Below are 12,970 nucleotides of genomic sequence, written 5' to 3' on the forward strand. Positions count from 1 at the left end.
GTGCTGACGTAATAATTACGCCTGATATTTACGCATGGTCAATGTGGCGTTGGTACCGCCAAAACCAAAGCTGTTAGACATCACGGTAGTCAGCTCTTTTTCCATCGGCTCAGTGACGATGTTCATACCGGTTGCTGCCGCATCAAGCGAGGTGATGTTGATGCTTGGCGCGATAAAGCCATGCTCCAGCATCAGCAGCGAGTAGATCGCTTCCTGCACGCCAGCCGCACCCAGAGAGTGGCCGGTCATCGCTTTCGTTGCTGAGATGTATGGCGTGTTATCGCCAAACACTTCACGAATCGCACCCAGCTCTTTCACATCACCCACCGGGGTAGAGGTTCCGTGGCTGTTCAGATAGTCAATCGGGGTATCGACACCGTGCATCGCCATCTTCATGCAGCGCACTGCGCCTTCACCTGATGGAGCAACCATGTCTGCACCGTCTGAAGTGGCACCATAACCGACGATTTCGGCATAGATATGCGCACCACGTGCCAGCGCATGCTCCAGTTCTTCAACGACGACCATGCCACCGCCACCGGCGATAACAAAGCCGTCGCGCTCATTGTCATAAGTGCGTGACGCTTTTTCTGGCGTGTCGTTGTAACGGGTAGAGAGCGCGCCCATGGCGTCGAACTCACAGGCCATTTCCCAGCACAGCTCTTCGCCGCCGCCCGCAAAAACGATATCCTGTTTGCCAAGCTGGATCTGCTCAACGGCGTTACCGATACAGTGCGCAGAGGTGGCACAGGCGGAGCTAATCGAGTAGTTTACGCCATGAATTTTGAATGGCGTTGCGAGGCAGGCAGAGACGCCAGAGGCCATCGCTTTGGTGACAACATAAGGGCCAACCGCTTTCAGGCCGCGTGGGCTGCGCATTGCGTCAGCACCAAATACCTGGAAACGTGGGGAGCCGCCGCCTGAACCCGCAATCAGACCCACACGTGGGTTGCTCTGATACGCTTCAGCGCTAAGGCCAGAATCTTTAATCGCTTCTTCCATGGAAAGATAAGCATAGATGGACGCATCACTCATAAAGCGCACAACTTTGCGATCGATGAGGCCGGTGGTATCTAATTTAACGTTACCCCAGACGTGACTACGCATGCCGGAATCTTTCATCTCTTCAGAAAAGGTGATGCCAGAGCGTCCTTCACGCAGAGATGACAGCACCTCCTGCTGGTTATTACCAATACTGGAAACGATCCCTAAGCCAGTAATCACAGCACGTTTCATTCAATCTTCCTCATCCACTTCTTCTTAATTGGCATGCACTCTAGCGTACACTTGTACGCCGAACAAGTCCGATCAGCTATTTCCTTTTGTAAATTTGCGTCATGTCACGCGGGTCGCTAGAATCGCGCCACTGCCTGAAAAACGAGCCTTTACCGTGAAATTGACCCCGGTTGAACATGCAAAGCTAAACTGGAATGAACAGGGTACACCTGTTTCCCGAGCGTTTGGCGATGTCTATTTCTCTAATGACAACGGTCTGGAAGAGACACGCTATGTCTTCCTTGGCGGCAACGGTTTTCCCCAGCGTTTTACTGAGCATCCGCGCGATCTGCTGATCGTGGCGGAGAGCGGTTTTGGCACCGGTCTTAATTTCCTGACGCTGTGGCAGGCGTTCGATGCGTTTCAGCGCGAACAGCCCGACGCCACTTTAAAACGTCTGCATTTCATCAGCTTTGAGAAATTTCCGTTAACCCGTGAAGATTTAACTGCGGCGCAGCAGCACTGGCCCGAACTGGCCCCCTGGGCGGAGGCGCTGCAGGCGCAGTGGCCCGCTGCCCTGCCCGGCTGTCAGCGTCTGCTGTTTGATGGCGGCCGCATCACGCTCGACCTGTGGCTGGGCGATATTAACCTGCTGATGGGCCAGCTGGATGAGAGCCTGAATCGTCAGGTAGATGCCTGGTTCCTGGATGGGTTCGCGCCCTCAAAGAACCCGGATATGTGGACGCCGGAGCTGTTCGGCATGATGGCAAAACTGGCGCGGCCGCAGGGGACCTTCGCGACCTTTACCGCCGCAGGCATTGTCCGGCGCGGTCTGCAGCAGGCGGGCTTTGCGGTAATCCGCCGCAAAGGATTTGGTCCGAAGCGCGAAATGCTATGCGGGCCGTTGCAGGATGCGCCTCCGCTGCCCGCCGCACAGCCCTGGTATCATCGTCAGGCTGCGGAGCAGCGTGATGTAGCCCTGATTGGCGGCGGCGTCGCCAGTGCCACCCTGGCGCTGGCGCTGCTGCGTCGCGGCTGGCGGGTAACGCTTTATTGCGCCGATGAGGCGCCCGCGCTGGGCGCATCCGGCAACCGTCAGGGAGCGCTCTATCCGCTGCTAAATCAGCACGACCCGGCACTTGCCACTTTTTTCCCCTCGGCCTTCAGCTTTGCCCGGCGGCTCTATGATCAATTAACCGTCACCTATGAGCATCACTGGAGCGGTGTGCTGCAGCTGGGCTGGGATGAGAAAAGCCGTAAGAAGATCGATCAGATGCTGGCGATGGACCTGCCTGAAATCATCGCCTGTGGCGTCGATGTGGCAGAAGCTGAAAAACGGGCAAATGTTGAACATGGCTGTGGCGGCATTTTCTATCCGCAAGGCGGCTGGCTCTCACCGGCAGAGCTGACCACCGCGATGCTGGCGCATGGCGAGACCCAGGGATTGCGCATTCACTGGCTGCACCGGGTGAGCGCGCTTTCCCGGGAGGATGATCACTGGACGCTGACGTTCAGCGATCGTCCGGCGGTACGTCATCCGACCGTCGTACTGGCAAACGGTCATGCGATTGCCGACTTTGCGCAAAGCGCCCCGCTGCCGACCTATCCGGTGGCCGGTCAGGTAAGCCATGTTCCCTCCACGCCGGGCCTCAACGCGCTGCAAACGGTGCTCTGTTACGACGGCTATCTGACGCCTGTCAGCCCGCAGTTTGGTACGCACTGTATCGGGGCCAGCTATCACCGTGGCGATACCGCAACCGCGTATCGGGAAGAGGATCAGCAGGAGAACCGCAGCCGCCTGCTGCATTGCCTGCCTGACAGCAGCTGGGCCGAAACGGTGGATGTCAGTGACGGAGAGGCAAGAATGGGGGTGCGCTGCGCCACCCGGGATCACCTGCCGATGGTGGGCGGCGTGCCGGATTATGCTGCTACGCTGGCGCAGTATGCTGATTTACCGGCACAGCAGGCGGCAGGCAGCGATATCGCTGACGCACCCGATCTTGCGGGCTTGTATCTGTTTGGGGCGCTGGGATCGCGCGGCCTGTGCAGTGCGCCGCTGGCGGCCGAAGTGCTGGCAGCTCAGCTGGCGGGCGAGCCGCAGCCTCTGGATGCCAGTACCCTGGCAGCACTCAATCCGAATCGTTACTGGGTGAGGAAATTACTGAAGGGAAAAGCCGTTTAGCGGACGCTAAGGGCGGCATGCCGCCCTGCACCATTACGCGGAGAGCTGGCGTGCCTGAACAAACAGGTTATCCCACATCCCGACCACTAATGCCTGATCGCGCGGCGAGAGTTCTCCGGCAGCAATGGCATTTTGCAGACTGCGGGTCACCTGAATCTGCAGCGCTTCTGGCGTATGTTCGCCCAGTTGCTCCACTTCAGCGACGGCCAGTGTCAGATGCCCGCGCAGATAACCGCTGGCGAACAGCTCATCGTCACTGGCATGCTCGACCATGTCGTCAATCAGGGCCAGAATACGCGCTTCAAATTCTGCGATCATCTCAATTCCTCTTTTAATAATGCCTTTCTGCATCACAGATCGTCCGGCCAGGGAAACTGCGATGCTGTTAATGAAGGCCTGCCATAAAATTCCGCCAGGGCGGTAATAAAACGCGCGGGACGGTCGGGAATGCCCGACGTCAGATAGCTCATGACCTGAGCATGCACTTTACGCTGGAACGCAATGCGATCCGGCTCACAATCCCCGTCGAGATTGTCACAACTCACGTTGAAGGGAAAGCCTGCCGCCGTACAAAACATCCACTCCAGCGCCTGTGGCTTCACTTCCACCGCTTCAAACTGACTCTGGGTCAGCGCATCGCGGCCATCCGGACAGTACCAGTAGCCAAAATCGACCAGTTTGCGGCGCGCTTCACCGGCGATGCACCAGTGAGAGATCTCATGCAGGGCGCTGGCGTAGAAGCCGTGAGCAAAGACCACACGATTCCACGGCGATTCAGCATCAGCAGGAAGATAGATCGGTTCATCATCGCCTTTAATTAGACGGGTCTGAAATTCATCGCTGAAACAGCGATCAAACAGCGTGATCAGCTGTTCATAATGATGAGTCGGGTTCATGACGGTATCAGGTTTTAGGTTACGATTGCAGCGTGGCAAGCCAGGCCATAACGGCGCTGCCATGGCTGTCCCACAGTAATTTAATGCTCATGACGGCAGACACAATCACCACCATCGGGCGGATCAGCTTCTGTCCGCGGCTCAGCACCAGTCTTGCGCCCAGACGCGCGCCGCAGAAAGCGCCGAGCATCATGATCAGGCCGGTTCCCCACACCACTTTGCCGCCGAACATAAAGAACAGCAGGCTGCCGAGGTTCGAGGTGAAGTTGAGGACCTTGGCATGGGCGGTCGCTTTGGCAAGGTTGTAGCCGCAGAGCGTGACGAAAGCCAGCGCATAAAAAGATCCTGCGCCCGGTCCGAAAAATCCGTCATAGAATCCCACAGCCCCGCCGCCGATCAGCGCATAGGCCAGACCATGCAGACGACGCGCCTGATCCACTTCGCCGAGTCGCGGCATCAGCAGGAACCACAGACCGATAGCGATTAAAAACAGCGGCAACATCTGGCGCAGGAAGTCTGCCTGCAAGCGCTGAATCAGTATCGCGCCCAGCACGGAACCCAGCAGCGTCATGGCAATGTTCAGCCACTGTTCATTCAGATTGACCGCACCACGCCGGATAAAGTAGAGACTGGCGGAAAACGATCCGCCGACCGATTGCAGTTTATTGGTCGCCAGCGCCTGGGCCGGAGAGAGGCCCGCCGCCAGCAACGAAGGTACCGTAAGTAATCCCCCGCCACCCGCGATTGAATCAATAAAACCGGCGAGCATGGCGATTAAAAACAGCAGCCCGACGAGCAGCGGGCTGACCACAAACCAATCCATGGAATCCCTTACAGTAGATGTTTATCCAGCAGGGCCTGACAGGCAGGCGGTAATGGCGGCGGCTCACGTTTCACCGGTGCGCCCGAACCAGGCTGTTTCGGCAGGAACCAGCTCTGCAGCTCTGCGCCACAGCCATCACCAGCAGGCGGTGCAGGCTGATCTTCACAGCCAATACTGCCCGCCGGGCAGCGCAGGCGCACATGCATATGGGCACGGTGAGCAAACCACGGGCGCACTTTACGCAGCCAGTCACGATCGTTACCTGCATCGGCACAAAGCTGCTTTTTAATCGCCGGATTGACGAAGATCCGTGTCACATCATCATCTTTGGCGGCCAGTTTAATCAGGCTATCAATTTCTGGCTGCCAGTGACGCGCAATCACATTTTTGTCACCCGGCCCGACCAGATCGAGCGGCTGCGGCTTCAGCAGTTGCTGGGCGCTCCAGCGGGTTTTCGGCAGTTGCAGCCAGATATCGACATCCAGCCCGGTCTGATGGCTGGCGTGACCGCTGCTGAAACGTCCGCCTGCTGCCATGCCCATGTCACCAATCAGCACGTTGCCCAGTTGCAGGTTATGCACCTGCGTACTGAGCCGCTGAATAAACTGAATCAGATCGGGATGACCAAAGTAGCGCCGCTGATCCTGACGCATTACCTGATAGTGCGGTGAATTCAGCGGCAGCGCCTCGGCGCCAACAATACAGCCGTTGGCAAAGCCGCCGATTGACTGCGGTGCGCCGGTGATCGGCTGCTGGATGCGTTGCCACGGCGTCGCCGCCAGGCTGGAGGCGCTGATCAACAGCGCACTCAGGGTAAGCAGAAGAGCCTTCATGGCATCACCAGCGCGGTACGGAGCTGTTAACGTCACCGTTCTGCGCCCGCTGGCGCAGCAGATGATCCATCAGGACGATCGCCATCATCGCCTCGGCGATCGGCACTGCGCGGATCCCGACGCAGGGATCGTGGCGGCCTTTGGTGATCATCTCCACTTCTTCGCCGTCGCGGGTAATAGTTTTACCCGGCACGGTGATGCTGGAGGTTGGTTTCATCGCCAGATTGGCGCTGATGGTCTGGCCGCTGCTGATGCCGCCCAGAATCCCCCCGGCGTGGTTGCTCTGGAAACCATCGTGGCGGATCTCGTCGCGATGCTGGCTGCCGCGCTGGTTAACCACCGCAAAGCCGTCGCCGATTTCAACGCCTTTAACGGCATTGATGCTCATCAGCGCATGTGCCAGATCGGCATCCAGCCGGTCAAATACCGGCTCGCCCAGGCCTGGCGGCACGTGATCTGCCATGACCGTGACTTTAGCGCCAATGGAGTCGCCCTCTTTTTTCAGGCCGCGCATCAGTTCATCCAGCGCCTCCAGCTTGTCCGCATCCGGGCAGAAGAATGGATTCTCTTCCACGATGCTCCAGTCTTTCAGCTCACAGGCGATGTCACCAATCTGTGACAGATAGCCGCGCACCACGACACCGTGTTTCATCTGCAGGTATTTCTTGGCAATCGCACCGGCCGCCACGCGCATCGCGGTTTCGCGCGCCGACGAGCGTCCACCGCCACGGTAGTCGCGCTGACCATATTTCTGCTCGTAGGTGTAATCAGCATGGCCCGGACGGAAGAGATCTTTGATAGCGCCGTAATCCTGCGAACGCTGATCGGTATTTTCAATCAGCAGGCCAATCGAAGTACCGGTAGTCACACCCTCAAAGACGCCGGACAAAATTTTCACCTGATCCGGCTCGCGGCGCTGCGTGGTATAGCGCGATGTGCCAGGACGGCGGCGATCAAGATCATGCTGAATATCCGCTTCGGTCAGCGGAATACCTGGCGGCACACCATCAACGATACAGCCCAGCGCAAGCCCATGGGACTCGCCAAAGGTAGTTACTCGAAAAAATTGCCCGATGCTGTTTCCGGCCATGCTGTTTCCTTCTCAGGGTTCGGCGGGCGATGCTTCGCCCCACTTTTAGTCTTTGTAAAAAGAGAAATGGTGTTTTGCGTCGACAATCTGCTGGCGCGTCAGCGTAAAGACGCCATCGCCGCCGTTGTCGAATTCCAGCCAGGTAAAGGGCACGTCGGGATACTGTTCGATCATGTGCACCATGCTGTTGCCCACTTCGCAGACCAGGACGCCCTGCTCGCTGAGATAATCTGGTGCACAGGCCAGAATGCGGCGTACCAGCTTCAGGCCGTCGCTGCCTGCCGCCAGCCCCAGCTCCGGTTCGTGGCGATATTCGTTCGGCAGATCATCCATATCTTCCGCATCAACATACGGCGGATTGGTGACGATCAGATCATATTTCAGCGGTGGCAATTCGCGGAACAGGTCAGCGCGAATCGGCGTAACCTGATGAATCAGGCCATGTTCTTCAATGTTCTGCTCGGCAACCGCCAGCGCACCGGTGGAGATATCCACCGCGTCCACTTCCGCTTCCGGGAAGGCATAGGCGCAGGCAATCGCGATGCAGCCGCTGCCGGTACACATATCCAGAATATGATGAGGTGGCGTGCTGACCAGACCGGCAAAGCGGTTCTCAATCAGTTCGCCAATCGGTGAACGCGGCACCAGCACGCGCTCATCAACAAAGAACTCGTGGCCGCAGAACCAGGCTTTATTGGTCAGATAGGCGACCGGAATGCGCTCGTTAACGCGTCGAATGACGCGCTCAACGATCAGAAGACGTTCGCTGGCGGTCAGACGCGCATTGCGCATATCTTCAGGAATATCCAGCGGCAGCCAGAGTGACGGCAGGACCAGTTGAACGGCTTCGTCCCAGGGATTGTCTGTGCCATGTCCGTACCAGATTCCGGCAGCGGAAAAGCGGCTGACCGCCCAGCGCAGCATGTCCTGAATGGTGTGCAGTTCGTTCACTGCCTCATCGACGAAAATTTTGTCCACGTAGCCCTCCGCAGGCCTTTTGCTAAATCGGCCAGTAGTGTGCCATGAAGCCGGGGAGAATTCAGCGCAGCGAGGTGAAAAAGCTGACATTTAATGACGCTTAACGGTAAGGTATCGGCTCTGCTGTGTGACAGCCTTTTCTGATATGACTGACCTGCCATGAGTAAAAAAACACCACTAAGCCCGGATGACCAGGCGCTGTTTCGCCAGTTGATGACGGGTACACGCCAGTTAAAACAGGACACGTTTGTCCACAAAGCGCCGGTTAAAACCCGCCACATCCCGGTAAAACGTCTGCTTTCAGAGCAGGCGGACAACAGTCATTACTTTTCGGATGAGTTTCAGCCACTGCTCTCAACGGAAGGTGCCACCCGTTACGTGCGCGCCGATGTCAGCCATTTTGAGCTGAAAAAATTACGTCGTGGCGACTATACGCCAGAGATTTTCCTCGATCTGCACGGCTTAACGCAGCAGCAGGCCAAGCAGGAGCTGGGGGCACTGATCGCCGCCTGCCGCCGTGAACATCTGTTCTGCGCCAGCGTCATGACCGGTCATGGAAAGCATATTCTGAAGCAGCAGACGCCGCTGTGGCTGGCCCAGCATCCGTGGGTGATGGCTTTTCATCAGGCACCCAAAACGTTCGGCGGTGACGCCGCGCTGCTGGTTTTGATTGAGATTGAGGAGTGGCAACCGCCTGAATTGCCCTGAGAGGGGCCGGAATGATCGGCCCACAGACGTCAGATTGCTTTAGCCAGCTTTTTGGGACTGACCTGCCACAGCAGTTTACCGGCACTCGCTGCGGGATCAAATTCCACGCAGGCAATAGCGGAAGTGGCAAACATTGGCGGTGCTTCCTGCGGGCACAGTTCAGAGACTAAATACCCCACCAACGGTAAATGTGAGATCACCAGAGCCGATTTCACGCCTTCATTCGCCAGGGCCTGCAGATAACACCCGACCATCTCCGGATCGCCGCCCGGCGTTAATTCCGGCAGAACGTCCTGGCTTTCCGGCAGGGGAAAGGCTTCACGCACGGTCGCGAGCGTTTGCTGCGCGCGTAAATAGGGACTCACCAGGACACGCTCAATGTCCGGCGTCTGGCTGTTAAGCCAGTTGGCCATCTGACGTGATTCATTGCAGCCACATAAGGTTAAAGGCCTGACTGAATCACTGGCTGCTTCCAGAGCCGCATCGCCGTGACGCATGATAAAAACTTGCATAAAGCACCGCTGTTGTTTGTCGACATCGCCCGACGCGTAGCGCCTGACTCTTCACTCTGCGAATGAACGCTGTGTTTTACCCTAATGGCTTTAGTATAGTCAACCGGTTGTTTATTAAATAAGCACTTCTCAGAATCATGCTGCGCCGCACACTCTGGCGGCGCTTTTCTAAGCCGCTGAATCGGATTGGTTATTCCATTTTCAGCAGAAATGTAAAATTTCGTCTATTTTGCAGCCGCCTGAATCAGCGCCTCACAGGGTGTGAATCGTTCGCCATGCTGCTGCGCAAGCCGGGTTAATCTGTTGACCACTTCCGCCGCGCCCAGTTTGTCCATGTAGTGGAACGGGCCGCCTAAGAAAGGCGGAAAGCCGATGCCAAACACCGCACCGATATCCCCATCGCGGGCGCAGCGAACCACCTGCTCATCAAGACAGCGTGCCGCTTCGTTCAACATCATCATCACGCAGCGTTCAGCAATCTGCGCTTCACTCTGCCTGGCCTGCGGCGAGACTTTCAGCAACGTATACAGCGAAGCGTCCGGTTTTTTACGCTGCCAGCGCGGCTGGTCATAGCGATAAAAGCCTTTGCTGTTTTTACGTCCCTTGCGGCCATCTTTCAGCACCGCATCAAAAGCGGCTGGCGCGGCAAAGCGTTCACCATAAGCCTGATACAGGATGGGACTGATTTTGCTGCCAACGTCGATACCGACCTCATCCAGCAGCTGAATCGGGCCGACCGGGAAACCAAACTTCACCAGCGCCCGATCAATATGGTCAATCGGTTCGCCCTCCAGCAGGCAGCGCATCGCTTCATTTATATAGGGCGTCAGGATGCGGTTAACATAGAAGCCAGGCTTGTCCGCCACCACAATCGGAGTTTTACCCTGGCTGCGCGCCAGCGCCACAATCGTCACCAGCGTCGCGGTAGAGGTATTCAGATGAGGAATCACCTCCACCAGCGGCATTTTCTCTACCGGACTGAAATAGTGCAGCCCGATGACGTTCTCAGGATGCTGGGCGCCGGCGGCGATCGCCTCAATCGGCAGCGAAGAGGTATTTGAGGCAAACAGCGTATGCGGCTGACAGTGTGCCTCCACTTCGCTGACCATCTGCTGCTTCAGGGCTAAATCTTCGAATACGGCTTCAATTACCACGTCGCGCTGTGAGAAGCCCTGATAATCGATGCCGCCCGTGATACGTGCCATCTGCTGATGACGCTGTGCCGGAGTGAACTGGCGCCGTTTAACCTTTTTGCTCAGCAGCTCCCAGCTGGTTTTCAGCGCATGGTTCACCCCTTCCAGGCTGATATCTTTAATGCGTACCGGCAACCCGGCGTTAATTGCAGTGACGCTGGCGATGCCGCCGCCCATCAGGCCGCCGCCGAGGATACCAACACGCTTAACGGTGCCGGGTTCCGCTTCACCGCCCCGCTCCTTTTTCATAGCCGTAGTCGCGAAAAAGATCCCGCGCAGCGCAACAGATTCTGGCGTCATCGCCAGCTCACCAAAAGCGCGTGCTTCAGCCTCATGTCCGGCCCGACTGCCCTGCTCCAGCCCGATGCGCACCACCTCAATAATGCGTTTTGCTGCCGGATAGTTACCCTGCGTTTTGGCTGCGGTCTGTCGGGTCGCCAGCGCAAACAGCGCCTGACGGCCAACCGGACCCTGCAGCAGACGATCGCGCAGCGTCAGCGTTCGTCCACTAACCTTGCCCTTTTTCACCCGGGCAATGGCGGTCTCCAGCAGAATCGCCTGCGGCACCGCGTCATCGACCACGCCCAGCTTACGGGCCTGTTTCGCCCGCAGGGCTTTGCCGGTCAGAATCAGTGGCAGTGCCTGCTGCACGCCGATTAAGCGTGGCAGCCGCTGAGTGCCGCCAGAGCCTGGCAGTAAGCCGAGTTGCACCTCCGGCAAACCGAGGCGGGTTTTATCATCCAGCGAGCAGATACGGGCATCACAGGCCAGCGCCAGTTCCAGCCCGCCACCCAGGCAGGCGCCGTGGATTGCCGCGACCACCGGGAACGGCAGCGCGTCGAGCGCAGCCATCACTTCCTGGCCCTGTTTTGCCAGCGCTTCGGCTTCCTGCGCGCTCTTACAGCGGTCAATCATGCTGATGTCTGCGCCCGCGATGAAGTTGTCCGCTTTACCGGAAATCAGCACCAGGCCAGCCAGTTGCGGATCGCGTCGCGCTTCCGCAATGATGGCGGTGATCTGCCCGGCAAATTCCGCTTTCAGGGTGTTCATCTTCTCACCAGGGACATCGATCGTAATAATGCCGACGTGATCCAGTCGCATCTTCAGATGAAACGCATTCTGCTCCATTATTCGGCCTCCAGAATCATTGCCGCACCCAGGCCGCCTGCCGCGCAGGCTGTTACCAGTCCTAACCCGCCACCGCGACGGCGTAATTCATTCAGCGTCTGGGTGATCATGCGCGCGCCCGTGGCGGCAAAAGGATGACCATAGGCGATCGATCCGCCCAGCACGTTAAAGTGCTCTTCATTCACTTCGCCCAGCGCGTGTGGCCGATTCAGCACCTCACGGGCAAAGCGCTCGTCGCGAAACATGTGCAGGTTGCTCAGCGTCTGGGCAGCAAAAGCTTCATGCATATCGATCAGCGTCAGATCGGCCAGGGTTATGCCGGCGCGATCCAGTGCCAGTGGTGAAGCGTAAGCCGGGCCCAGCAGCATATCCTGCTGCACACCAATGGCGGTAAAGGCGTAGCTGCGCAGATAGCCCAGCGGCCTGATGCCCAGTTCACGGGCGCGGCCCTCGCGCATCAGAATCACTGCCGCCGCGCCGTCGGTGAGAGGCGTGCTGTTGGCCGCGGTGACGCTGCCGTGCTGGCGATCAAATGCCGGACGCAGTCGGGCGTAATCCTCCGCTTTGGCGTTCATCCGCACGTTATTGTCCTGATCGATGGCGCTTTTCCACGGCGGCACAAAGGCTGCCATGACTTCCTGATTCAGTACCCCGGATTGCCAGGCCCTTGCGGCATGCTGATGGGATCGCAGCGCCAGCGCATCCTGTGCTTCGCGCGTGATGCCGTGACTCTTAGCCATCTGCTCCGCAGTGTCGCCCATGCGCAGGCCGGTCGAATACTCCGCCACTGCGGGCGGGACCGGCAGCAGATCACGCGGACGCAGACGGCGCAGGATGTGCAGTTTTTGACCGAAGCTGCGGGCTTTATTGAGATCCACCAACGCGCGGGCCAGCGTTTTACTGACCCCAATCGGCAACACCGACGAAGAGTCTGCGCCACCGGCAATACCGGCAGAGATGGTGCCCGCCAGCAGACTTTCTGCCACATTCGCTACCGCCTGAAAGCTGGTGGCGCAGGCACGGCTGACGCTGTAGGCATCGGTATGCACACTCAACCCGCTGCTTAATACAATTTCACGCGCAATGTTCGGCGCTTCCGGCATCTGCACCACCTGCCCAAAGACCAGTTGCTCGATCACCTCAGCCGGCAGTTCACTGCGCGCCATTAATTCGCTGACCACCATACGTCCCAGCTCAATGGCGGGAATGCCATGGAAGCCGGTCGCCTGGCGTAAGAAAGGGGTGCGTAATCCGTGGGTTATTGCGATGCGTTCACCATCACGCGTCAGCAGCGGCTGCGCTTTGCTCATTGTTCTCACCTGTGGCTGGGACTGTGGCATCATTGCCTGAAGAGGTCTGACCTGATCAGTGTTAACCACAAGCGGGTGAGCCGCCAATATCGGAAGGGAAAA

Annotated in this window: 12 protein-coding genes; 2 read left to right on the plus strand and 10 right to left on the minus strand. The window is 58.0% G+C overall.

Features of this window, described 5'->3' with window-relative positions:
* Positions 1-15 precede the first annotated feature (15 nt).
* The gene (gene fabB, locus ACMGGP_RS12130) at positions 16-1,236 is read right to left on the minus strand and encodes a beta-ketoacyl-ACP synthase I (protein WP_010257968.1); all 1,221 of its coding nucleotides are present in this window, start codon (positions 1,234-1,236) and stop codon (positions 16-18) included.
* Positions 1,237-1,390: 154 nt separating this feature from the next.
* On the opposite strand from fabB, the gene mnmC reads away from it, so the two are divergent.
* A complete protein-coding gene (gene mnmC, locus ACMGGP_RS12135; RefSeq protein WP_250488633.1) occupies positions 1,391-3,397 on the plus strand; it encodes a bifunctional tRNA (5-methylaminomethyl-2-thiouridine)(34)-methyltransferase MnmC2/FAD-dependent 5-carboxymethylaminomethyl-2-thiouridine(34) oxidoreductase MnmC1 in 2,007 nt (668 codons plus the stop codon).
* A 33-nt stretch (positions 3,398-3,430) separates the two neighbouring features.
* Here mnmC and ACMGGP_RS12140 read toward each other — a convergent pair whose 3' ends face one another.
* The 6 genes from ACMGGP_RS12140 to prmB are packed head-to-tail and all read right to left on the minus strand — an operon-like array spanning position 3,431 to position 8,017.
* Positions 3,431-3,715 carry a YfcL family protein gene (locus tag ACMGGP_RS12140; protein WP_010257960.1) on the minus strand — a complete coding sequence of 95 codons (285 nt, stop codon included), beginning with the start codon at positions 3,713-3,715 and terminating at the stop codon, positions 3,431-3,433.
* A 32-nt stretch (positions 3,716-3,747) separates the two neighbouring features.
* Positions 3,748-4,293 carry an elongation factor P hydroxylase gene (locus ACMGGP_RS12145; RefSeq protein ID WP_003854284.1) on the minus strand — a complete coding sequence of 182 codons (546 nt, stop codon included), beginning with the start codon at positions 4,291-4,293 and terminating at the stop codon, positions 3,748-3,750.
* Positions 4,294-4,312: 19 nt separating this feature from the next.
* Positions 4,313-5,116, minus strand: coding sequence for a sulfite exporter TauE/SafE family protein (locus tag ACMGGP_RS12150; RefSeq protein ID WP_033767494.1), 804 nt, complete (start codon positions 5,114-5,116; stop codon positions 4,313-4,315).
* Positions 5,117-5,124: 8 nt separating this feature from the next.
* A complete protein-coding gene (mepA, locus tag ACMGGP_RS12155) occupies positions 5,125-5,949 on the minus strand; it encodes a penicillin-insensitive murein endopeptidase (RefSeq protein ID WP_010257953.1) in 825 nt (274 codons plus the stop codon).
* 4 nt (positions 5,950-5,953) lie between these two features.
* On the minus strand, positions 5,954-7,039 hold the full coding sequence (gene aroC / locus ACMGGP_RS12160) for a chorismate synthase (protein ID WP_010257950.1): 1,086 nt from the start codon (positions 7,037-7,039) through the stop codon (positions 5,954-5,956).
* 45 nt (positions 7,040-7,084) lie between these two features.
* Positions 7,085-8,017, minus strand: coding sequence for a 50S ribosomal protein L3 N(5)-glutamine methyltransferase (gene prmB / locus ACMGGP_RS12165; RefSeq protein ID WP_010257947.1), 933 nt, complete (start codon positions 8,015-8,017; stop codon positions 7,085-7,087).
* 159 nt (positions 8,018-8,176) lie between these two features.
* Here prmB and smrB point away from each other — a divergent pair, with 159 nt between their 5' ends.
* Positions 8,177-8,725 carry an endonuclease SmrB gene (smrB, locus tag ACMGGP_RS12170; RefSeq protein ID WP_311978328.1) on the plus strand — a complete coding sequence of 183 codons (549 nt, stop codon included), beginning with the start codon at positions 8,177-8,179 and terminating at the stop codon, positions 8,723-8,725.
* Between the two features lie 29 nt (positions 8,726-8,754).
* Here the strand turns inward: smrB and sixA are convergent, their stop codons facing one another.
* From sixA to fadI, 3 genes are all read right to left on the minus strand, one after another.
* The gene (gene sixA, locus ACMGGP_RS12175) at positions 8,755-9,237 is read right to left on the minus strand and encodes a phosphohistidine phosphatase SixA (RefSeq protein ID WP_010257941.1); all 483 of its coding nucleotides are present in this window, start codon (positions 9,235-9,237) and stop codon (positions 8,755-8,757) included.
* Between the two features lie 224 nt (positions 9,238-9,461).
* Positions 9,462-11,558, minus strand: a complete 2,097-nt coding sequence (fadJ, locus tag ACMGGP_RS12180; RefSeq protein ID WP_311978327.1) for a fatty acid oxidation complex subunit alpha FadJ — start codon at positions 11,556-11,558, stop codon at positions 9,462-9,464.
* Positions 11,558-12,868 (minus strand): acetyl-CoA C-acyltransferase FadI, encoded by a 1,311-nt coding sequence (gene fadI / locus ACMGGP_RS12185; protein WP_311978326.1) that lies wholly within the window; start codon positions 12,866-12,868, stop codon positions 11,558-11,560. The genes fadJ and fadI overlap by 1 nt, the downstream gene beginning before the upstream one ends.
* Positions 12,869-12,970: the final 102 nt, after the last annotated feature.

The organism is Curtobacterium sp. BNK-1 (assembly GCF_048685235.1).
GTDB lineage: Bacteria > Pseudomonadota > Gammaproteobacteria > Enterobacterales > Enterobacteriaceae > Pantoea > Pantoea agglomerans.

Excerpts from the sequence above, each read along its gene's own strand:
- fabB (WP_010257968.1), bottom strand. The coding sequence starts at position 1,236 with ATGAAACGTGCTGTGATTACTGGCTTAGGGATCGTTTCCAGTATTGGT.
- ACMGGP_RS12140 (WP_010257960.1), bottom strand. The coding sequence starts at position 3,715 with ATGATCGCAGAATTTGAAGCGCGTATTCTGGCCCTGATTGACGACATG.
- ACMGGP_RS12145 (WP_003854284.1), bottom strand. The coding sequence starts at position 4,293 with ATGAACCCGACTCATCATTATGAACAGCTGATCACGCTGTTTGATCGC.
- ACMGGP_RS12150 (WP_033767494.1), bottom strand. The coding sequence starts at position 5,116 with ATGGATTGGTTTGTGGTCAGCCCGCTGCTCGTCGGGCTGCTGTTTTTA.
- mepA (WP_010257953.1), bottom strand. The coding sequence starts at position 5,949 with ATGAAGGCTCTTCTGCTTACCCTGAGTGCGCTGTTGATCAGCGCCTCC.
- aroC (WP_010257950.1), bottom strand. The coding sequence starts at position 7,039 with ATGGCCGGAAACAGCATCGGGCAATTTTTTCGAGTAACTACCTTTGGC.
- smrB (WP_311978328.1), top strand. The coding sequence starts at position 8,177 with ATGAGTAAAAAAACACCACTAAGCCCGGATGACCAGGCGCTGTTTCGC.
- sixA (WP_010257941.1), bottom strand. The coding sequence starts at position 9,237 with ATGCAAGTTTTTATCATGCGTCACGGCGATGCGGCTCTGGAAGCAGCC.
- fadJ (WP_311978327.1), bottom strand. The coding sequence starts at position 11,558 with ATGGAGCAGAATGCGTTTCATCTGAAGATGCGACTGGATCACGTCGGC.
- fadI (WP_311978326.1), bottom strand. The coding sequence starts at position 12,868 with ATGAGCAAAGCGCAGCCGCTGCTGACGCGTGATGGTGAACGCATCGCA.